The sequence below is a fragment of the uncultured Cellulomonas sp. genome (assembly GCF_947494015.1).
GTDB lineage: Bacteria > Actinomycetota > Actinomycetes > Actinomycetales > Cellulomonadaceae > Pengzhenrongella.
Genome location: NZ_CANLTL010000017.1, coordinates 21,519 through 41,915 on the forward strand (window position 1 = coordinate 21,519; position 20,397 = coordinate 41,915).

The 20,397-nt window shown below is 74.3% G+C and carries 19 protein-coding genes, 1 tRNA gene, 1 pseudogene and 1 riboswitch; of the genes and pseudogenes, 10 read left to right on the plus strand and 11 right to left on the minus strand.

What is annotated here, in order from left to right; all coding sequences use genetic code 11:
- Positions 1 to 81: 81 nt before the first annotated feature.
- Both Q0840_RS16525 and serC read right to left on the minus strand, forming a co-directional pair.
- On the minus strand, positions 82 to 1,395 hold the full coding sequence (locus tag Q0840_RS16525) for a sugar MFS transporter (protein WP_298461471.1): 1,314 nt from the start codon (positions 1,393 to 1,395) through the stop codon (positions 82 to 84).
- A gap of 1 nt (position 1,396) precedes the next feature.
- Positions 1,397 to 2,530 (minus strand): phosphoserine transaminase, encoded by a 1,134-nt coding sequence (serC, locus tag Q0840_RS16530; RefSeq protein ID WP_298461474.1) that lies wholly within the window; start codon positions 2,528 to 2,530, stop codon positions 1,397 to 1,399.
- 156 nt (positions 2,531 to 2,686) lie between these two features.
- Here serC and Q0840_RS16535 point away from each other — a divergent pair, with 156 nt between their 5' ends.
- From Q0840_RS16535 to Q0840_RS16555, 5 genes are all read left to right on the plus strand, one after another.
- Complete coding sequence (locus Q0840_RS16535) at positions 2,687 to 3,436, plus strand: metal-dependent transcriptional regulator (protein ID WP_298461477.1); 750 nt, start codon at positions 2,687 to 2,689, stop codon at positions 3,434 to 3,436.
- A gap of 204 nt (positions 3,437 to 3,640) precedes the next feature.
- A riboswitch (cyclic di-AMP (ydaO/yuaA leader) is annotated at positions 3,641 to 3,839 on the plus strand.
- A gap of 1 nt (position 3,840) precedes the next feature.
- Positions 3,841 to 4,671: a C40 family peptidase gene (locus Q0840_RS16540; RefSeq protein ID WP_298461480.1), complete on the plus strand. Its 831-nt coding sequence runs from the start codon at positions 3,841 to 3,843 to the stop codon at positions 4,669 to 4,671.
- A gap of 245 nt (positions 4,672 to 4,916) precedes the next feature.
- Positions 4,917 to 5,435 carry an HNH endonuclease gene (locus Q0840_RS16545; RefSeq protein WP_298461483.1) on the plus strand — a complete coding sequence of 173 codons (519 nt, stop codon included), beginning with the start codon at positions 4,917 to 4,919 and terminating at the stop codon, positions 5,433 to 5,435.
- Positions 5,436 to 5,577: 142 nt separating this feature from the next.
- Positions 5,578 to 6,555, plus strand: a complete 978-nt coding sequence (locus Q0840_RS16550) for a universal stress protein (RefSeq protein WP_298461486.1) — start codon at positions 5,578 to 5,580, stop codon at positions 6,553 to 6,555.
- Between the two features lie 40 nt (positions 6,556 to 6,595).
- On the plus strand, positions 6,596 to 7,057 hold the full coding sequence (locus Q0840_RS16555; RefSeq protein WP_298461489.1) for an Lrp/AsnC family transcriptional regulator: 462 nt from the start codon (positions 6,596 to 6,598) through the stop codon (positions 7,055 to 7,057).
- A gap of 83 nt (positions 7,058 to 7,140) precedes the next feature.
- Here the strand turns inward: Q0840_RS16555 and rocD are convergent.
- From rocD to Q0840_RS16575, 4 genes and pseudogenes are all read right to left on the minus strand, one after another.
- Positions 7,141 to 8,310: pseudogene (rocD, locus tag Q0840_RS16560) on the minus strand (ornithine--oxo-acid transaminase); the annotation flags it as partial.
- A 71-nt stretch (positions 8,311 to 8,381) separates the two neighbouring features.
- Entirely contained in the window at positions 8,382 to 9,206 is an 825-nt protein-coding gene (ddaH, locus tag Q0840_RS16565; RefSeq protein ID WP_367183148.1) for a dimethylargininase, read from the minus strand.
- A gap of 181 nt (positions 9,207 to 9,387) precedes the next feature.
- Positions 9,388 to 9,861, minus strand: coding sequence for an SRPBCC family protein (locus Q0840_RS16570; protein WP_298461491.1), 474 nt, complete (start codon positions 9,859 to 9,861; stop codon positions 9,388 to 9,390).
- Positions 9,858 to 10,274 carry an MmcQ/YjbR family DNA-binding protein gene (locus Q0840_RS16575; RefSeq protein ID WP_298461494.1) on the minus strand — a complete coding sequence of 139 codons (417 nt, stop codon included), beginning with the start codon at positions 10,272 to 10,274 and terminating at the stop codon, positions 9,858 to 9,860. The genes Q0840_RS16570 and Q0840_RS16575 overlap by 4 nt, the downstream gene beginning before the upstream one ends.
- 81 nt (positions 10,275 to 10,355) lie before the next feature.
- Here Q0840_RS16575 and Q0840_RS16580 point away from each other — a divergent pair, with 81 nt between their 5' ends.
- Entirely contained in the window at positions 10,356 to 11,345 is a 990-nt protein-coding gene (locus Q0840_RS16580) for an aldo/keto reductase (protein ID WP_298461497.1), read from the plus strand.
- A gap of 63 nt (positions 11,346 to 11,408) precedes the next feature.
- Here the strand turns inward: Q0840_RS16580 and Q0840_RS16585 are convergent, their stop codons facing one another.
- Together Q0840_RS16585 and Q0840_RS16590 are read right to left on the minus strand one after the other, a co-directional pair.
- A complete protein-coding gene (locus Q0840_RS16585) occupies positions 11,409 to 12,239 on the minus strand; it encodes a hypothetical protein (RefSeq protein ID WP_298461499.1) in 831 nt (276 codons plus the stop codon).
- A complete protein-coding gene (locus Q0840_RS16590) occupies positions 12,239 to 12,775 on the minus strand; it encodes an OsmC family protein (protein ID WP_298461502.1) in 537 nt (178 codons plus the stop codon). Before Q0840_RS16590 ends, Q0840_RS16585 begins: the two co-directional genes overlap by 1 nt.
- Positions 12,776 to 13,048: 273 nt before the next feature.
- Here Q0840_RS16590 and Q0840_RS16595 point away from each other — a divergent pair, with 273 nt between their 5' ends.
- Complete coding sequence (locus tag Q0840_RS16595; protein WP_298461505.1) at positions 13,049 to 14,122, plus strand: CAP domain-containing protein; 1,074 nt, start codon at positions 13,049 to 13,051, stop codon at positions 14,120 to 14,122.
- Between the two features lie 137 nt (positions 14,123 to 14,259).
- On the opposite strand, the gene Q0840_RS16600 is transcribed toward Q0840_RS16595, so the two are convergent.
- Positions 14,260 to 15,207, minus strand: a complete 948-nt coding sequence (locus Q0840_RS16600) for an alpha/beta hydrolase (RefSeq protein ID WP_298461508.1) — start codon at positions 15,205 to 15,207, stop codon at positions 14,260 to 14,262.
- 231 nt (positions 15,208 to 15,438) lie between these two features.
- On the opposite strand from Q0840_RS16600, the gene Q0840_RS16605 reads away from it, so the two are divergent.
- The 3 genes from Q0840_RS16605 (at position 15,439) to Q0840_RS16615 (ending at position 18,144) form a co-directional block, all read left to right on the plus strand.
- Positions 15,439 to 15,511: transfer RNA gene (locus Q0840_RS16605), tRNA-Arg, on the plus strand.
- A gap of 453 nt (positions 15,512 to 15,964) precedes the next feature.
- Positions 15,965 to 16,621, plus strand: coding sequence for a nuclease-related domain-containing protein (locus tag Q0840_RS16610; protein WP_298461511.1), 657 nt, complete (start codon positions 15,965 to 15,967; stop codon positions 16,619 to 16,621).
- Positions 16,622 to 16,713: 92 nt separating this feature from the next.
- Positions 16,714 to 18,144, plus strand: coding sequence for a hypothetical protein (locus Q0840_RS16615; RefSeq protein ID WP_298461514.1), 1,431 nt, complete (start codon positions 16,714 to 16,716; stop codon positions 18,142 to 18,144).
- A 120-nt stretch (positions 18,145 to 18,264) separates the two neighbouring features.
- On the opposite strand, the gene Q0840_RS16620 is transcribed toward Q0840_RS16615, so the two are convergent.
- Together Q0840_RS16620 and Q0840_RS16625 are read right to left on the minus strand one after the other, a co-directional pair.
- A complete protein-coding gene (locus Q0840_RS16620) occupies positions 18,265 to 18,708 on the minus strand; it encodes a tyrosine-type recombinase/integrase (RefSeq protein WP_298461518.1) in 444 nt (147 codons plus the stop codon).
- Positions 18,709 to 18,989: 281 nt separating this feature from the next.
- The gene (locus tag Q0840_RS16625) at positions 18,990 to 20,225 is read right to left on the minus strand and encodes a VCBS repeat-containing protein (protein WP_298461521.1); all 1,236 of its coding nucleotides are present in this window, start codon (positions 20,223 to 20,225) and stop codon (positions 18,990 to 18,992) included.
- Between the last annotated feature and the right edge of the window lie 172 nt (positions 20,226 to 20,397).

The window sequence follows — 20,397 nt, forward strand, 5'->3', positions numbered from 1 at the left end:
GGCCCCTCCCCCAGGGGCTGACCGCGAAGGGGCCACGCGCACACCGCGCGTGGCCCCTTCGCTGCGTCCGGGACGGGGTGCTCAGGACCGCCGCTCGGCCCGCCGGCCGAGCAGCACGGCCGCGGCGCCGAGCGCGGTCAGCACCGGGACCAGCACGAAGGCGGTGCGGGTGCCGAGCCCGTCGGCCAGGGCGCCGAGCAGGAACGGCGCGCCACCGATCGCCAGGCCCACACCGAGGGACGAGCTCGCCTGCGCCTGGTCCGGACGACCGCCCGACGAGCGCAGCACGAGCGCGATCGTCAGCGGGTACTGCGCCCCGTACCCCAGCCCCGCCAGCACGAGCCCGCCCAGGGCGACCCCGGTCGAGGTCGCCGTCCAGGTCACCAGCCAGCCGGCCGCCGCGACCGCGAAGGCCGCGACGAGGACCGCCTCCACGGGCCACCGGTTGAGCAGCGCGCCGACGGCGAACCGCATGACGGCCATCGCCCCCACCAGCCCGGCGAGCGCGGCGGTCGCGATGCCCGGCCCGGCCCCGGTCCGCTCGGCCACCAGGTCCGCCACCCAGAACGTGGTCGCGTTCTCGATCGCGACCGCGGCGATGAGCGCCGACCAGAACAGCCAGTACGCCCGGGAGAAGCCGCGCGCACCGGGCGGCGGCGCGCCGGCGACGGCGTCCGGCGCGGGCGACGCGTCGTCGGCGGCCGGTCCGGTGGGTGCCGGCCCGGAGGCCGCGGGGTGGCCGAGCGCGCCGCGACCCGGCAGCAGCGTCACCAGGACCGACGCCACGACGACGAACCCGACCGTGGCCGCGACCGCCGGCCGCCAGCCCCAGCCGGCCGCGACGCTGCCGCCGAGCGCGAGCGGAGCGACCAGCCCGAACAGCGCACCGACGCCGTTCGCCTCGGACACCGCCGACCCGCTGGCCTCCCCGTGGTGCACCGCGAGCGCGGGCTGCGCGGCCGAGATCGCCAGCGTGCCGCCGAGCGCCGTGACCAGCGCGCCGGTCAGGGTCACCGCGATGCTCGGACCGGTCACCAGCACCACGACGCCCGCGGCCAGGACGGCGCCCGCGATCAGCAGCGCGGCGCGGCGACCGGTGCGCGCCACCAGCCGCGCGCTGACGAACGACGACGTCACCGTGCCGACGGCCATGGCGGTGCCGTGCAGCCCCGCCTGCGCCCCGGAGATCCGCTGCTCGGCAGCGATCAGCGGGATCGCGGGGGAGAAGCTGTAGAGCAGCCATCCCCAGGCGATGAAGTAGGTGTACAGCGAGAGCGTGAGGCGGTCCCGGTCGTGCTGCGCCGGCGGCAGCGTGGCGAGCCGTCGCCGGGTCGACGGACGCGGGGTCCCGCCGGGCGGCCGGCCCGGCGCCGAGGGCGCCGGGGTCCCGCCCACGTCAGCCCAGCCGGTCGACGACGTGGTCGACGCACGCGGTGAGCGCGTGGACGTCGGCCGGGTCGACGGCGGGGAACATCGCGACCCGCAGCTGGTTGCGCCCCAGCTTGCGGTACGGGTCGACGTCGACGACGCCGTGCGAGCGCAGCACCGCCGCGACGGCGGCGGCGTCGACGCCGGGGTCCAGGTCCACGGTGCCCACCACGTGCGAGCGCAGCGCCGGGTCGGCCACGAACGGCGTCGCCCAGTCCCGGGACTCGGCCCAGCCGTACAGGTGCGACGCGGACTGCGCGGTGCGCGCGGTGGCCCAGCCCAGGCCGCCGTGACCCAGCAGCCACTCGATCTGCTCGGCGAGCAGCACCAGGGTCGCCAGGGCGGGGGTGTTCAGGGTCTGGTCCAGCCGCGAGCTCGCGACCGCGGTGGTCAGCGACAGGAACTCCGGCACCCAGCGGCCGTCGGCCTCCACCTGCGCGGCGCGCGCGACGGCGTCGGGCGACAGCAGGGCCAGCCACAGGCCGCCGTCGGACGCGAAGCTCTTCTGCGGCGCGAAGTAGTAGACGTCGGTCTCGGCGACGTCGACCGGCAGCCCGCCCGCGGCCGACGTCGCGTCCACGACGGTCAGCGCGCCCTGCTCGCGGGACCCGGCGACCCGTCGGACCGGCGCCATCACGCCGGTGGACGTCTCGTTGTGCGGCCAGGCGTAGACGTCGATGCCGTCCTCGAGCTCCGGCAGCGCCACCGAGCCGGGCTCGGCGGCGCGGACCGAGGAGTCGGTGAGGAACGGCGCGCGGGTGGTGGCGGCGGCGAACTTCGCGCCGAACTCGCCGAACGCGGCGTGCTGGGCGCGCTCGCGCACCAGGCTCACCGTCGCGACGTCCCAGAACGCCGTCGAGCCGCCGTTGCCGAGGGCGACCTCGTACCCGTCGGGCAGCGAGAACAGGTCCGCCAGGCCCTCCCGGACCCGGCCGACCAGGCGCCGGACCGGCGGCTGGCGGTGCGAGGTCCCCAGCAGCGTCCCGCCGACGGCGGCGAGCGCGTCCACCTGCTCGGGCCGGACCTTGCTCGGCCCCGACCCGAACCGGCCGTCGCGCGGCAGCAGGTCGGCGGGGATGGTGATGTCGGGGGCCGCGGGCACCCGGCGAGCGTAGGCGCTGGCCGCCCGGCGCGGCGACCCCGCCGGGCGTGGCCGGGCCGGGCGCGCGGGCGGCGGCCGGTCGGCACCCCGCCACCGCGGCGTCGTGAACCCGTAGCCTGGACCCGGCGAGAGCGAAGGACCCTGGAGGCAGCAGCCGTGAGCGACCTGATCGACACCACCGAGATGTACCTGCGCACGATCTACGAGCTGGCCGAGGAGGGGATCGTCCCCCTGCGCGCCCGGATCGCGGAGCGGCTGGGGCACTCGGGGCCGACCGTCTCGCAGACCGTGGCCCGCATGGAGCGCGACGGCCTGGTGGTGGTCAGCGGCGACCGGCACCTCGAGCTCACCGAGGACGGCCGGCTCAAGGCGGTGCGGGTCATGCGCAAGCACCGGCTCGCCGAGCGGCTGCTCACCGACGTCATCGGGCTGGACTGGGAGTTCGTCCACGAGGAGGCGTGCCGCTGGGAGCACGTGATGAGCGACCGGGTCGAGAAGCGGCTGCTGGACCTGCTCGACCACCCGCACCACTCGCCGTACGGCAACCCGATCCCCGGCCTCGGCGAGCTGGGGGAGGAGCGCCCGGAGGAGCTGTTCCTGCACGGCGTGCTGCCGCTGCGCAGCGTCGTGCCGGTCGGCGGCGAGCGGACGACCGCCGTCGTCGAGCGGCTCGGCGAACCCCTGCAGACCGACATCGAGCTGCTCGCCCGGCTGGCCGGTGCAGGGGTGCGTCCGGGCCAGACCATCACCGTCGAGCGCGGGGCCGGCGTGCTCACGGTCGCCGCGCCCGGCGCCGACGTCGTGCTGGACCTGCCGGACGAGGTCTCCCGGCACATCTTCGTGGCGGCGCCGGTGCCGGCCGAGGCGGTCGCGCACACCGAGGCCGGACGGCTCGCGGCGCCCTGACCGACGCCGACTCTGCTGAGCCCGGCACCCGGTGGCGCGCCCCGGTGGCGCCCCCCGGCCGCGCACCTCGTCCCGCACGGCGACACCGGGGTGTGTCACGTTTCACCCTCCCCACGGTGATCTCACCGTGACCGAAGCGTGACATCAGCGTGTCCGCTCGGGTACGTTCGGCTCGCTCCTCGGAACCCTCCTCCGTGGGAGCCCATGCGCGGCACGCCTAACCCTGCCGGCGCGCGTGGTTCCGTACGACTTCGCCGGCAGGGGCGGGGGACCCAAGAAGTGGGCGCTGGAGACGGCGTCCTTTGGGGTGAAGCCGGGCGGGTGTCGACAGGCACTCACTCGGCCGGGTGATTCTCCAACCCGAACCCGACAGCTCACCTCGTAGGCGTACAGGAGAGGCACCCGTGTCCGTGAGCACCACTCGCGCCCGGCATCGCGCTGCGCGCCGCCCGGCAACCCCCCTGACCGACCTCGCGACCGCCGCCACCGGCTCGATCGCCGTCGTCGGCCGTCGGACCGCCGTCGCCGCGGCCTCCGCCGGGCTGGTCGTCTCGACCATCGCGGCCCCCGCGGGCGCTGCGCCCGGGACCGACGCCGCGGCGTCCAGCCTGCCGGCCGTCGACACCTCGTCCCTGACCGCTGCCGCCCGGGCCGCCCTCGCGGCCGCCCCGGTGGTCACCGTCGCCGCCGACGCGCAGTGGACGCTCGACGTCCCCGCGGTCACGGTCGTCAAGGACCCGCCGCCCCCGCCGCCCGTCGTGGTGGAGAAGAAGGAGACCCGCCGGTCGACCGCGGCCGCCTCCCGCTCCACGACCCGCCAGAGCGTGTCGGACCGCTCGGCGTCCGCCGAGGAGTCCGCCCCCGCCCAGGAGGCGCCCGCCGCCAGCGCCCCCGCGTCGGCCAACGGCAGCGCCATCGCCGAGATCGCGCTGCGCTACGTCGGCGTCCCGTACCGCTCCGGCGGCACCACGCCCGAGGGCTTCGACTGCTCGGGCTTCACGTCCTACGTCTTCCGCCAGGCGGGCATCTCGCTGCCGCGCACGTCCGGCGCGCAGAAGGGCGCGGGCACCGTCGTGTCCCGCGCCAACGCGCAGGCGGGTGACCTCATCTGGTCCCCCGGTCACATCAGCATCTACCTCGGCGACGGCATGCAGATCGACGCGCCCCGCCCGGGCAAGTCGATCCAGGTGCGCTCCATCTGGCAGAGCAACCCGACCTTCATCCGGGTCGGCTGACCCACCGGTCGCTCGACAGGGCCCCGTCCACGCCTCGGCGTGGGCGGGGCCCTGTGTCGTCGGCGGGCCGGGTCGACCTCGTGCCCGACGTCGTGCTGCGGGCCGTGCCCGACGTCGCGCCGCAGGTGGTGACCGCGTCCGGGCCCAGGCGCGGGTGCGGGCGGTTACTCTGGCAACGCTTGCACTCCCCAGCCGGCCCCGGTCAGCCAGACGGGTCCGCTGACCTGTTGGAGCCCATCGTGCTGATGCCCGCAGCGCCCCCCCGCCGGACGCTGCTGCTCAACGCCAGCCTCGAACCCCTGTGCGTGGTGACCATGCACCGCGCGGTGCTCCTGGTGCTCACCGGCAAGGCGACCGTGCTCGAGGCCGACGAGCACCTGCTGCACTCCGAGCGCTCCACGCTGCCGGCGCCGCTGGTGCTGTGCCTGACCCGGTACGTGCACGTGCCCAGGCGCCGCACCGTGCCGCCCACCCGCCGGACCGTCCTGCTGCGCGACGGCCACCGGTGCGCGTACTGCGGCGGCGCCGCGGACACCGTCGACCACGTGCACCCGCGGTCGCGCGGCGGGCGGCACGAGTGGACCAACGTGGTCGCTGCGTGTAGCCGGTGCAACAACCGCAAGTCCAACCGGCTGCTGGCCGAGCTGGGCTGGGAGCTGGCGTTCACGCCCCGGGCCCCGCGCGGGGCCGCCGCCCTGCTGTCCGCCAGCGTGCGAGCCGACCCGTCCTGGACGGCGTACCTCGCCCGGGACGCCGCAGCCTGACCCGTCAGCGCCCGGGGCGACAGTTCGCCAAGCGTCGGTGTGGTCAGGGTCAAATCGAGATGTGAGAAGTCTCCCTCTTCCGGTGCTTGTCGCGCGACACTGGGGCTGAGAGGGTCCATCCATCTCAACCCGGGAGGTAGCGATGACCCACGACGACGTGGTGCTGGTCGGAGTCGACGGCTCGGCGACCAGCCTGCACGCCCTGGACTGGGCGGCGGCCGAGGCCCGCGCCCACGGGTACGCCCTGCGGTTGGTGTGCTCCTACGCGCTGCCGGCATTCACCGCCGCCTCGCTGGACGGCGGCTACGCCGCCCTCGACGACACCGCGATCCAGGCCGGCGCCAAGGCGGTCCTCGCCGAGGCGCAGGCCCGCGCGCAGGACCGCGGCGTGAGCTCGACGGCGTCGGTGCTGACCGGGGACGCCGCCGCGGTGCTCGTGGAGATGTCCCGTTCGGCACGCATGGCGGTCGTCGGCACCCGGGGCCGGGGCGGGTTCACCGACCGGCTGCTGGGCACCGTGTCGTCCGCGCTGCCCGCGCACGCGTACTGCCCGACGGTCGTCGTGCCGTCCCGTCCGGAGGGTGCCGACCCCGGTGATCCGGCGCCGGTGCAGCCGGTGCGCCGCATCGTGGTCGGCGTCGACGGGTCGCCCGCGTCCGACGTCGCCCTGCGGCACGCGATCCGGGAGGCGAAGGTCTGGGACGCCGAGCTCACCGCCGTCGCCGGGGTGCCGGTCGGCTCCGGGTCCGGGCTGCTGGCGTGGCTGCCGGCCGCCGTCGACCACGAGGCGGTGCTGCGGGACATCGCCGAGGGGCTCGACGTCGTCATCGACCGGGCCGTCGCGGACGACCCCGGCGTGCGGGTCAAGCGGCACGTGCTCGACGGCACCGGCGCCGAGCTGCTCACCGAGTTCTCGACCGCGACGGACCTCATCGTCGTCGGGTCGCGCGGTCGGGGCGGGTTCGCCGGGCTGCTGCTCGGCTCGACCAGCCAGGCGGTGCTGCACCACTCGGCGTGCCCGGTCATGGTGGTCACCCGCCGCTGCGAGGAGGGTGGCCAGCCCGGCACCCGGCCCGCCGCGCGCGGGCGCGTGCGGGACATCGGGGACCTGTACCGCTGAGCCGGCCGAGCCACCTGAGCCGGCCTGGGACGATGGCCGGATGACGCTCGACGACCTCGACGAGGCGATCCTGCACGAGCTCGGCAAGGACGCCCGCGCCTCCTACGCCGACATCGGCGCCGTCGTCTCGCTGTCCGCGCCGGCGGTCAAGCGGCGCGTCGACCGGCTGCGCGCCAGCGGGGTGATCCGCGGGTTCACCGTCCGGCTCGAGCCGTCAGCGCTGGGCTGGGAGACCGAGGCGTACGTGGAGCTGTTCTGCTCCGGGTCCACCAGCCCGAGCACGATGCGGTCCGCCGTCGAGCGGTACCCCGAGGTCATCTCGGCCAGCACGGTGACCGGCGAGGTGGACCTCCTGCTGCACCTGCGGGCGCGGGACATGCGGCACCTCGAACGGGTCGTGGAGCGGCTCAACGCCGAGCCGTTCACCGCCCGCACCCGGTCGACGATCGTGCTGTCCCCCCTGGTCCGCCGCGCCGACGTCGAAGGCCTCCCGCACGACTGACCCTCCGCCGGGTGCGACGTTGTGGACCGCTCGCGGCGGCTGAGGGGTCCGGAACGTCGCACTCGGCGAGAGAGCGGGGCGGGTCAGGGGGTGCGGAGGACGGCGGTGAGCTGGTCCAGTCCCCAGTCGAGGTCGTTCTCGGCGATGGTCAGGGGCGGTGCGAGCCGGATCGTCGCGCCGTGGGTGTCCTTGGCCAGCACCCGCCGGGCCAGCAGCCGCTCGCACAGGTCTCGCCCGGTGCCCCAGGCGGGGTCGACGTCGATCCCGGCCCACAGCCCGACGCCGCGGTGCCCGGCCAGCAGCCCGTCGGCGACGAGCGCGGCGAGTCGGGACTGCAGGTGCGCCCCGAGCGTGCGGGCGCGCGCCTGGTGCTCGCCGGTCTCGAGCAGCCCGACGACGGCGAGCCCGACCGCGCACGCCAGCGGGTTGCCGCCGAACGTCGACCCGTGCGTGCCGGGGGTGAGCACGCCCAGCACGTCGGCCGAGCCGACCACCGCGGACACCGGCACGATGCCGCCGCCGAGCGCCTTGCCGAGCAGCACGAGGTCGGGGACGACGCCCCACAGGTCGCAGGCCAGCGTGGTGCCGGTCCGGCCGAGGCCGGACTGGATCTCGTCCGCGATCAGCAGCACCCCGGCGTCGTCGCACGCGGCGCGCACGGCAGGCAGGTAGTCGTCCGGGGGCACGATCACGCCGGACTCGCCCTGGATGGGCTCGAGCAGCACCGCGACCGTGTCGTGGTCGATCGCCGCGGCGAGGGCCGCCGCGTCACCGAAGGGCACGACCCGGAAGCCCGGCGTGTACGGCCCGAAGCCGCGGCGGGCGTCGTCGTCGGTGGAGAAGGAGACGATGGTGGTGGTGCGGCCGTGGAAGTTGCCGTCGGCGACGACGATGGTGGCCCGGCCGGGAGCGACTCCGCGGGTCTCGTAGCCCCACTTGCGGGCCGCCTTGATCGCCGTCTCGACCGCCTCGGCACCGGTGTTCATCGGCAGCACGGTCTCAGTGCGGGTGAGCGCGGCCAGCCGGTCGGCGAAGGGGTGCAGCAGGTCGTGCTCGAAGGCCCGGGACGTCAGGGTCAGCCGGTCGAGCTGCGCGTGCGCGGCGGCCACCAGGTCCGGGTGGCGGTGGCCGAAGTTCAGCGCGGAGTATCCGGCGAGCAGGTCCAGGTACCGGCGGCCGTCGGCGTCGTGCAGCCAGGACCCCTGCCCGTCGGTGACGGTGACCGGCAACGGGTGGTAGTTGTGCGCGAGGTGCCCCCCGGCTGCCCCCGGGGGCCGCCCCGTGCTTCGCCCCGGGGGCGCCGACGACGTCGGGACCGCGGTGGTCACCGGGGGCCGCCGCGGACCTCGAGGGTGCAGCACTTCGCGCCGCCGCCACCCTTGAGCAGCTCGCTGGTGTCGACCGGGATCGGCTCGTAGCCCCGCTCGCGCAGCGCCGCGGCGAGGTCGACCGCGCCGGGGGCGACGACGACGTGCAGCCCGTCGCTGACCGCGTTCAGGCCGAGCGCGACGGCGTCCCGCTCGGTGGCGATCACGGCGTCGGGGAACATCCGCTCCAGCACGGCGCGCGACCCGGCGGAGAACGCCGGCGGGTAGTACGCGACCTGCGGGTGGGCGGGGTCGCTGTCGAGCACGGTCAGCGCCGTGTCGAGGTGGTAGTAGTGCGGGTCGACGAGCTCCAGGGAGACGACCGGGCGCCCGAACAGCCGCTGCGCCTCGGCGTGCGAGCTGGTCTCGGTGCGGAACCCGCTGCCGGCGAGGATCACGTCGCCGACCGTGAGCAGGTCGCCCTCGCCCTCGTTGGTCTCGCTGGCGGTGTGCGTGACGTAGCCCCGGTCGGCGAACCACTTCTCGTACGCCGGACCCTCAGCCTCGCGCTCGGGGTAGCGGAACCTGGCCGAGTACACGACGCCGTCGACGACGGTCGCGCCGTTGGCGGCGTAGACCATGTCCGGCAGGCCGGGGACGGGGTCGATCGTGTCGACCGTGTGGCCGAGCCGCACGAAGGTGTCGCGCAGCACGCGCCACTGCTCGACGGCGAGCGCGCTGTCGGTCGAGCGGGTCACGTCCATCCACGGGTTGATCTCGTAGCTGACCGTGTAGTGCACGGGCTCGCACATCAGGTAGTGGCGGGGGGTGGCGGTGAGCACGGGTCCTCCGGGGGTCGCGGGCGGTGGGTCGCCGCGTCGTCGCAGGCTCACCCACCAGCCTAGGGACGCCGACGACGACGGCGCAGGCCGCGTCGTTGCGCGATCGGGCGCGGATCGTTGCGCACCGAGGGCATCTTGCGGCGATTCGTTGCGTACGGCTACGGACCCTGCGCGACCGGGGTCAGACGCGCCCGCGCGCGGCGTCCCGGCCGACCCGGTACAGCGCGAACCGCAGCATGAGGTGCATGACCGGCGCGAGCAGGGCGGCCGTCAGCGCCCGCGGCACCGGGCCGGCCAGGTGCACGGTCTCGGTCCAGGTGACGGCGGTACGGCCGTCGTCGACCCCGGCCGCGAAGATGCCGGCCGAGCCCAGCAGCACCGGCCCGAGCTTGGTGAACTGCGCCTCGCCGGGGTGCCCGGGGCCGGGCGGGTCGAACACGTCCACCCGCATGGTGTCCAGCAGGCCCGGGACGCCGCGGTCGGTGAACGGCCCGGACACCGCGCGGACCTGGGTCCCGACCCCGATCGGCAGCCCCTCGACGGTGATGCGGGTCAGCGGGATCCAGCGTGCGTGGTGGCGCGGGTCGACGACGAGCTCCCACGCCTGGGTCAGCGGCAGCGGGATCACGCGGGTCACGGCGACGGTCGACGTCATGGGGAGTCCTTCGGTGTGGTGGTGAGGGTGGCGTCGGTCTGGGCGGCGTCGAGGGCGCGCCGCATCCGGACGAGAGCGACCTGGCGGTAGGAGGAGTCGAGCAGCTCACGGACCTCCGACCAGTCGGCGTCGGCGGTCAGGTCCAGGGCGAGCCAGCCGCCGGGGCCGAAGTAGGGCGGGGCGTAGAAGCGCGGGTCGCCGGCGAGCGCGGGCCGCTCGTCGGGGTCGGGCTTGACCACCAGCGCGTGCGGGTGGTGCTCGGTCACGCCGTACACGGCGAAGATCTTGCGGCCCGCGCGGAAGGTCGGCCGGCCCCACGCCTCGACCTCGGCGGACTCGGGGAACGCGAGGGCCAGCGGACGCAACCGCGCGAGCAGCGGGTCGGCGTCGTCGTACATCCGCGGGTGCTCCACGGCGGCCTCCTGACCTCGGGCCGCCCCGGGCCGGGCTCGGGCTCGGGCGGGTGTCCCGCCGCCACGGTAACGTGCCCGCCCATGGAGACACGGGTTCTGGGACGGACAGGGCGCTCGGTGAGCGTCATCGGGCTGGGCTGCTGGCAGCTCGGCGGGGACTGGGGCGAGGTCGTCGAGGACGACGCGCTCGCGGTCCTCGACGCCGCGGTCGGGGCGGGGGTCACCTTCCTCGACACCGCCGACGTGTACGGCGACGGGCGCAGCGAGAAGCTCATCGGCCGGTTCCTGGCCGAGCGCTCGGCCGGAGGCGACCTGACCGTCGCGACCAAGATGGGCCGCCGCGCCGACCCGCACGTCGCCGACGCGTACACCCTCGACGCGTTCCGCGCGTGGACCGACCGGTCCCGGGAGAACCTCGGCGTCGACACCGTCGACCTGGTGCAGCTGCACTGCCCGCCGACCGAGGTGTTCTCCCGTGACGCCGTCTACGACGGGCTCGACACGCTGGTGCAGGAGGGGCGGATCGCCGCCTACGGGGTCTCGGTGGAGACGGTCGACGAGGCGCTGACCGCGATCGCCCGCCCGAACGTCGCCAGCGTGCAGATCATCGTCAACATCTTCCGCCGCAAGCCGCTGGAGCGGGTGCTGCCGGCCGCGCTCGACGCCGGCGTCGGCATCATCGCCCGGGTGCCGCTGGCCAGCGGGCTGCTGTCCGGCAAGTACGACCGCAACACCGAGTTCGCCGAGTCCGACCACCGCACCTACAACCGCCACGGCGACGCCTTCGACGTCGGCGAGACGTTCTCCGGGGTGCCGTTCGAGGTCGGCGTGGACGCGGCGCAGCGGGTCGCCGGCTTCACCCCCGACGGCGCGACGACGGCGCAGCTCGCCCTGCGGTGGCTGGTGGACCAGCCCGGGGTGAGCACCGTGATCCCCGGCGCCCGCAACGCCGAGCAGGCGCGCGCCAACGCCGGTGCGGCGGACCTGGCGCCGATCGACGAGGCGACGTCCGAAGGTCTGCGGCAGGTCTACGACGACGCGATCCGCGAGCACGTGCACGGTCGCTGGTAGTCACCGACGACGACGGCCGCCGACCCGGTGCGGGTCGGCGGCCGTCGCTGCGCTCGGGGGCGGTCAGCCCGTCGGCGGGCTCGGCCGGTGGCTCACCTCGGCGTCGCGGTCCGCGGCGTCGACCAGGCGGCGGGTGCCGCCCGCCTCGACGACCTCCACCACGCGGGGGAACTCCAGCGGCGGCGGGCCGAAGGTCGACCGGGCGCCGTCGATCACGGTCTTGCCGAGCGACCGGGCGCCCTTGACGCCGATCCACGCGCCGATGCCGAACGGCGCCAGCCGGCCGAACGCCACGGCGCCGCGCTTGGCGGCCTGCCGGCGCAGCAGCCGGCGGGCCAGGGTGCCGTTCACCGCCGTGAGCGTCGTGGTCGGCATCCGGGTCAGCAGGGTGCGGGCGGCCGCGGCGTTGCCGCTCTGGATGGCGTCCTGCAGCTCGGCGGCGCCGTCCTCGCCCAGCACGGTGGCCAGCAGCAGCGCCCGGCGGCGGGTGGCGTCCTCCACCTCGATGCCGTGCACGCTCGCCACCCCCAGGGAGAACGCGGCCGAGGCGGCGAAGAACGCGGCGACGTCGCCGGCGGTGAGGCTCACCGCGACCCCGGTGCCGCCCACGGGGACGGCCGCGGCGGCGCCCACGGCCCCGCCGCTCGCGGAGACCACGCGCAGGTACTCCTTCTCCAGCAGCCCGATGATCTGGGCCGGCGAGGCGTGCGGGTTGCGGCGGCGCAGGGTCTGGACGTGGTCGTGGATCGCACCGGACGGGATCGTGACGGCCCGGTCGAGGATCCGGTCGAGGAAGCCGCGGTCGCTCAGGTGCGGGCTGCCGAGGGAGTCGTCATCCGCCGTCGCGGGCAGCGCGGGCGGCTCGTCCGGTCGGCGACGGCGCAGGATGGGCATCAGACCTCCTCGACGACGTTCAGGTGGACCCGAGCGCCGCGGGTCAGCGTGTTCGCGATCGTGCAGCTCTGCTCGACCGAGCGCTGGACGACCGTGAGCAAGCGGGTGCGGGCGGCGTCGTCGAGCCCGGACAGGTCCACGACGAGCTCCTCGTGCAGGTCGGTGTACCGGTCCTCCTCGGGGTGCGCGACGCTCGAGACCCGCACCGTGACCGCGACGTCGTCGCCCAGGCGGCGCGCCAGGGCGGCGTCGGACGTCATGCCGGTGCAGCCGGCCAGCGCGATCTTGAGCAGCTCGCCGGGGGTGAACACGGCGCCGGCCTCGACCGGGCCGATGCTGACCTGTGCCCCGCGCGAGCTGTAGCCGGTGTAGGTGCGGGTCCCGGTGCGCTCGACCCACAGCTCGGCCGGTCCGCCGGCGACGGCACCGGTGGCAGTGCCGGTGAGGGGGCCGGTGAGGGCGTCCGTCGGCGCGGCGCCGGGGACGTCGGGGGACTCGAGGACGCTCGGCGGCCGCCCGCCGCGTTCGGTGCTCATGGTCGGATCCTGCCACGCGGCTCCCACACGGGCCGGTCACCGCGGCGTCGTCCACGGGCGGTGTGGTCCACGACGACGCGCGAGCCGCGGCGGTGTGACGAAGGCCTTACCACTGCCGGGGTTCTGCCGCCTGTTATCCGTCCGTTATCTTCGAGAGGAACGGCAGCAACCCGACATCGTGCTCACGTCGCCCGGCGGGGCGCCGATCAGGTCCGCAGACGCCCACCCCACCTGCCCGCTGCGCACCACGCGACTGACACAGAAGGACGACCTATGGCGAACCCCGACGACCGCTCCGCCCAGGGGGCCACCGCTCCCACCGCTGACCGTCCGCGGTGGAAGGGCCGTCCGGCGGTCCTCGCGATCATCGTGACCGGCGTGCTGACGCTGGGCGTCGGGGCGACGTCGGTCGCCGTCACCGTCCAGGAGAACGCCCGCCAGGCGCAGGTCGCCGAGGCCGAGCGCGAGGCGAAGGCCGCCGAGCTGGCCCGCAAGCGCGAGGCGGCCCTGGCCCGCGGCGAGGAGGTCCGGGCCGAGCTGGAGCGGATCCTGGCCGAGCGCGCCGCCGCGGTCGCCGCCGCCGCCGCACCGCTGGACGCGGCCCGTGCGACGTACGACACCGCGCCGCAGGCCACGCCCGAGACCAGGGCGGCCCTCCAGGTCGCCATCGACCAGACCGCGGCCCTCCTGGCCACCGACCCGCTGCCCGAGGTGCAGGCCGTCAACGACTCGGTCGCCGCGCTGGCCGCACCGCAGCAGGCCGTCGCCGAGAGCCAGGCCGCCTGGCAAGCCGCCGAGGACGCCCGCATCGCCGCGGAGGCCGCCGCGGCCGCCGCCCAGGCCGAGCAGGAGCGCGCCGCCGCGGCCGCCGCGGCGTCGGCGCGTGCCCCGCAGGCTGCGTCCCGGTCGCAGCGGTCGGGCTCGGGTGCGGCGGCGCCCGCCGCCCCGAAGGCGAAGGCGTCGTCCCCGGCGCCCGGCGCACCCGCCCCCGCTCCTGCCCCGGCGCCCGCCCCCGCGGCGAGCAGCGCCCCTGAGTTCAGCGCCGGTGCGCTGGGTGAGGCGATCAACGCCTACCGCGCGGCCAACGGCCTGCCGGCGCTGGGCATCTCGCGGTCCGGCACCCTCTACGCGCACGCCGCCGCGATGGCCGAGGCCGGGTCGATCTGGCACGGCGGCTCGGACAAGATCGTCGGGTACGTCAAGCCCGCCAGCGCGTCGGCCCTGGTCAGGGCCTGGGCGAACTCCCCGGCGCACAACGCGTGGATGCTGCGCACCGACAAGTCGTCGATGCAGGTCGGCGCCGCGGTGCTGGGCGACCGGTTGTACGGAGCGGTGAACTTCAGCTGACGTCCGCCACCACCTGAGGCGACGGGCCGGCACTCCTGCTCGGGGTGCCGGCCCGTCGTCGTCCGCCCGGCGCGTCTGTGTGCAGTCCGCGTCCCGGACGGGCGTGCGGCGGGCGGTGGCGCGCCGCCCGCCCGCCGTCAGGCCCGCAGGTGCTCGGCGAGGAAGTCCACCGCCGCCCGGAGCGCCGGCACGGGGTCCACGCGGTCGAAGCAGTGCTCGCCACCCGGCACGAGCTCGAGCCGCACCGGGGCGCCGGCGTCGGCCAGCGCGGCAGCGAGGCGCTCGCTGTGGCCCGGCGGGACGACGGTGTCCGCCGTGCCGTGCAGCAGCAGCATCGGCGGTGCGCCCGCGTGCACGCGGCCGACCGGCGACGCCGCCCGCGCGACGTCGGCCGCCTCCCCGACCGGCCGGCCCAGCAGCCGGTCCTCCGGGGTCGGCCCCACCCACGGTGGGGCGCCGGCGGTGTCGGCGGCGGCGTCCGGACCGTCCGGGCCGAAGGCCGACAGGTCGGTCACCGGGTACATCGGGACCGCCGCCGCGACCGCGCTGCTCGGCCCGACGACGCTGCGCTCCGTCGGCGGGACCGGCGCATCACCGGTCAGCGCGACGAGCGCTGCCAGATGGCCGCCTGCCGACTCGCCGGACACCCCGATGCGGTCGGGGTCGATGCCGAGGTCGGCGGATCGGTGCCGGAGGAAGCGGATGGCCGCCTGGGCGTCGGCGAGCTGGGCGGGGTGGTGCGCCTCACCGGAAAGCCGGTAGTCGACCGTCGCGACCGCCATCCCCGACCCGACGACCAGCCGGAACCAGTGGTCGTCCTTCGGCCAGTTGCCCGGTGTGAACCGCCGGTCGCCGTCCCACCATGCCCCGCCGTGGATCCAGACGACGCACGGCACGGGGCCGTCGGCATCCGCCGGGACGTGGACGTCCATCAGGAGCGGCCGGAACCCGAGCGGGCGGGCGTAGGTGACGGCGTCGTAGACGAGGCGGTCGTCGGTCCGGCGGGGGAGTGGGAGGTCGGGGAGGTCGGGGACGACGGCGGGCGCGTCTGCGCCGGCGACGGGGGCCGGGGTGGTCGAGGCCATGCGGGTGGGCTCCTCGATGGGCTGAGGCGGCAGGGACGGGCCCGTGGGGCGGTGGGCGACGCCCAGCACTCTGCACCCGATGGGCTTCTTGCGTCCGTGGATGTGTCGGCCGGTCCGGACGTGCGGCGGGGCCGTGCCAGCGCCGCCCGTGGGGGAGCCGGTACGCTCGACGGCGTCAGTCCCGCCTCGCGCGCCGGGGCAAGGCTGGCCGCAGGGGCTTGCGAGTCCCATGCGCCTGTAGCTCAGGGGATAGAGCACCGCTCTCCTAAAGCGGGTGTCGGCAGTTCGAATCTGCCCAGGCGCACAGGGTGTTTGTGCTGGTCAGGCACGGTAATGCGGTCTTGCGCGCATGGGTCGCACGCCGGTCATCGGCAGGTGTGGTCAGTGGATGGTCAGTAGCCCTTCTCGAATATTGGAATGGGTTGTTCGCTGTGATCGCTCGCGGGGTCCGCGGGTGATTCGCGCATGCAGGGCCGATCGCCGCGCGCCGGTGACGGAACGATGACGAGGCGATGACGCAAGAGCCGCGTCGATGACGCGGGCGATGACGGCGTGCCGGACGTGCAAAGAGTGCGCTCCGCTGCGCCCGACGTCGACTCCTCAACGCCCGGGGGTCGGCTGCCGATCGGACGGCGTGTTGACGGCGATCAGGGAGCGGGTCCGTGCCCGGCGAGCTTGGCGTCGTGCCGGCGGACGCGCGCGGCGGAAGTACGAAGCGCTGCGGAAGGCGTGGCTGAGGCGCCACCGCAAGCGGTGGGTGCTCGTTGCGCTGATTGCAGCTGCGATCTGGGGCTCCTTCTCGTGGGCGTTCAGTCTGCTGCCGGGCGACCAGACCGTGGCGGCCGCCACGTTCGCTGGCGTCCTGATCGGCATGGTGCTCGGACTTCGGCAGTCGCCCCCGGTCTCCATCGCGAGCTGGCAGGAAGGTGCTTATGGCGAGGAGGAAACCGCCAAGCAGTTGCGCGCCCTGGAGAGGGATGGCTGGGTCGTTCTCCACGACCTCGCCAACGGGTCGGCCAACTTCGACCATGTCGTGCTCGGTCCCTCGGGCGTCTACTGCCTCAACTCCAAGTGGTCCGGCTACCGGCTCGAGGAGACATCCGAGGGCAGGCTCATCGGACGGCATGAGTACGACCCTGATCTGTACCGCGACGTCGAGTCGGTCATCCGCAAAGCACGTGGGGAGGCGGCGGCGCTCAGCGGGCAGGTCGCGGCGAGGTGTGGGCAGAAGGTGTGGGTCCAGCCCGTCGTCGTGTGGTGGGGCGACGTGGCCAACGGCGGCAAGCACATCGACGGGGTCGGCGTCGTCCAGGGAAGGCACCTCGCCGACCGATTGCGAGCACAGAGGGGACGGCCGGTGACGAACTTCGACGCCGTAGCTGCGGCTCTACGCCCGGGCCGGCACGCCGGGTGATTTCGGGCGGAACCGCGTGACCTGCTGCGGGCGCCCGCCGACACCTGAGTAGGGTCGAGCCGAGCACAACGACGTACTGGCAAGGGGAAACAATGGCTGAAGAAGCCTGGCACGAGGCACGACTCATTCCGACGTCGGGCATCAACGGTGCCGAAGAGCAGGAGCGTCGCGCTACGTCCGCCCTCTTGGCGGTGATGAGTTCTGTCCGAGAATTCGGACGTGCGCTCACCAAGCCGTACGGGGCTCCCGCTGGAACGTTGGAGACGTACATCGAGGTGCCCTTCCCCCTCGGCGACAAGCGCCTCTACCCCGACGGGCTCATCCGGGTAGCGCGTGGTCAGAAGGTGTGGACGGCTCTCGTCGAGGTCAAGACGGGCACCAACCAGCTTGCCACGGAGCAGTTGGAGAACTACCTCGACATCGCGCGTGAGCAGGGCTTCGACGCTGTCCTCACGATCTCCAACGAGATCCCCGCCATCGCTGGGCAGCACCCGACCAAGGTGGACAAGCGTCGACTCCGCAAGGTCGAGCTGCATCACCTGTCGTGGACGCAGGTGCTCGCGGAAGCCGTCATGCAGAAGGAGTTCCGTGGGATCGCCGATCCGGACCAGGCGTGGATCCTCGGTGAGCTGATTCGTTACCTGGAGCACCCGCGTTCTGGCGCTCTTGAGTTCGACGACATGGGGGAGTCGTGGGTCACCGTTCGCGACGCCGTCAGGGCAGGGACGCTGCGTCCGGCCGACAAGGGTGTCGGCGAGGTCGCCGCCCGCTTCGATGCGCTGCTTCGTTTCGCCAGCCTGTCTCTTGGGCGGCGCCTCGGTGCTGAGGTGACCCCAGTCTTGACCCGCAAGGAGTTGGCAGACCCCACCCTACGAACCGCCGACCTGGTTGGCACGCTCGCCTCGGTCGGGCAGCTTACGGGGGCTATACGCATCCCGGGCACCGTCGGCAATCTCGTCGTCACCGCCGACCTGCGTGCCGGCACGGTCACGTGCCAGGTGGACATCGACGCCCCTCGGGAGGGTCGGCCGACGACTCGGGTGAACTGGCTTGTCCGCCAATTGAAGAACGCACCCGAGACGGTCCGGGTCGAGGCGTACGCAGCTCATGCGCGTGGCGCCGGCGCGGCCGAGCTGCTCCGCGATGTTCGTGCGGACCCAGCGATCCTGGTCACCGACCCGACCAAGGAGTTGCGATCGTTCAAGGTGGCGATCACGCGCCCCATGGGGTCCAAGCGGGGGCGCGGGCGCGGCACCTTCATCGACTCGGTGCTCGAGGCTGTCGACGGCTTCTACGCCGAAGTGATGCAGTACCTGAAGGCGTGGTCCGCCGCTCCGCCACGGGTGCGCTCTGACTCCGACGCAGCCGAGCCCGTGCCGCCCGCTCTGGTGTCTACGGCACTTTCGTCCCAGGACGGTGCTGAGTTGGCCCGCGAGGTCAGCGATGCCCGACCGGCGCCGACTGATCCGGCCGACGGAGGGGCCGACGAGGACGCGCCTGTAGAAGAGCAAGCGATGGCGTGACTCCCGACGGCGGCTCGTGACCGTGACGCACGCCGGGGCGGCCGACCGCCCGCTTCGCGCGATGACAGGTCCTACGGACCGGTAGCACGAACGACGCCGGACGCCGGACTTGGCCTACGCCTACATGCCGAAGCCCGGCGGCTCGATCTGCCGTGGAGGCTCGATGGCTGGCGGTGCGCTCTGAAGCGGGATCGTCGGCAACCGGTCCATCGCCGCCCAGGTCGCCTCCGAGAACAGGTGCCCGTACACGTCCATCGTCATGGTTGCGGTCGAGTGGCCCAGGATGACCTGCACCGCCTTGACATCCGCGCCGGCCGCGATGAGGAGCGAGGCAGCGGTGTGCCGCAGGTCGTGGATGGTCGTGCCCTCGACGCCGGCGGTCTTCGTCGCCTCGGTCCACCGCGACCGTGCACGGAAGTTGGTGTTGGTCCAGACGCCGCCAGTGGGACTAGGGAACAGGAACCCGCCCGGTGGCGTCGTTGCGACCCGGTGCCGGACGTAGCCGTCGAGCGCCGCCGGCACCGGCACGGTCCGGGTTTGATGCGTCTTCGTGGGACCGAACACCGCCGCACTCGAACGCTTGGACTGCGTCGCCGCGCGGTGCACCCGGACGCCGAGGCCGTGCGGGGTCTGCACGACACGTCGGGCGTCGTGCCGGCGGACGGGTGCGGCGGCAGTCGCTACCGCGGGGCGACCGCGTCGAGCCGAGAGACGAACTCGCCGGGTCCCCGTTGCTCGGGTGGAGCCAGCGACTCCCGCATCTGGCGGGGAACGGCCGCGGTGCCTGGATGCTTCCGTGACCGGAGCATGACCGGGACGGCACGGCGGCCGTCCCGGTCCCGTGCTCAGGCCAGGCTGACGTACGTGGCCGAGTACCCGAAGCCGACGACGTCGTCGCGACCGTCGCCGTTGACGTCGCCGAGCAGGCGCGGGAACCGTGCCGGGTCCCAGCCGGCCCTCCAGCCGAAGGACGTGGACGTGAGCTGGGGGCCGACGAAGAAGTTGTCGTCCCCGTAGGCCACGAGCACGCCGGCGTCGCTGAAGCCGACCACGTCCAGGATCCCGTCGCCGTGGATGTCCGCGAGGTCCCGCGGGTGCCGGTCGGTGCGCCAGCCCTGCGCCGTGCCGAAGTCGGCCAGCTCGAGCGAGACGGGGAGGTACTTCGGCTCGCCCGGGGCGTAGGGCCGGGAGTAGGCCGCGAGGACCCCGCTGTGACCGAAGCCGACGACGTCCGCAGGGCCGTGCCCGTTGACGTTGCCGACGTCGCGGGGGTGCTGGCCGACCCGCCAGCCTTGGGCGTACCCGAAGTCACGGATCTCCAGTGCGGGCTGGGTGAACGTGTCGCCGAGCGCCGAGAAGTAGGAGACGTACGTGCCGGCGTCCCCGAAACCGACGATGTCCGTCGTCCCGTTGTCGTCCATGTCGGCGAGCATCCGCGGGTGCTTGTCGACCCGCCAGCCGCGGTCCCAGCCGTAGCTGTCGATCCGCTTGCCGGTGCCGTCGAAGGCGCGGTCCGCCCGGCCGTGGGAGATCGTCACTCCGGAGTAGCCGAAGCCGACGATGTCCTCGGTGCCGTTGCCGGAGAGGTCGGCGAGCATCCGCGGATGTTGGTCGACCCGCCAGCCCTGGTCCCAGCCGAACTCGCGGAGCTTCAGCTCCGGCGCCGTGAAGCTGCCGTCGGGCTGCGCGTAGGAGACGATCACGCCGGCGTTGCCGAAGCCGACGAGATCGGCCCGGCCGTCGCCGTCGACGTCGGCAGCCGTCCGCACGTGCCGTGCGGTGGACCAGCCCTGCGCGGTGCCGAAGTTGCGGACCTTCAGCTCCGGAGTGGCGAAGGTGCCGTCGGCCTGGCCGTAGGCGACGAAGACGCCGGGGTCGCCGAAGGCGACGACGTCGGCGCGGCCGTCCCCGTTGACGTCGGCGAGCTCGCGCACGTGGCGATCCACCCGCCAGCCGTCGACGTAGGAGAGAAATCGCTGCGCAGACTCGGCGTGGGCCGGTCCGGCGAGGGCGATGCCGCTGGTGGCGAGCGCCGCCGTGCAGAGCCCGGTGAGCAGACGGGCCGTCGGTGAACGTCTCATGGTGGGGCCTCCAGGTTCCGAGGAGTGGAGAACTCTGTCCGGACCGCCGGACTGCGAATGGTCTGCCGGTCGACCCCACCGAACGGCGACTGGGCGTGGGCTCGGCAGGGTCCCGGGACCGTGGTCCACCGGCGACCGCCTCTCGCCGAGCGGACGGAACTGCTGGTGGGAT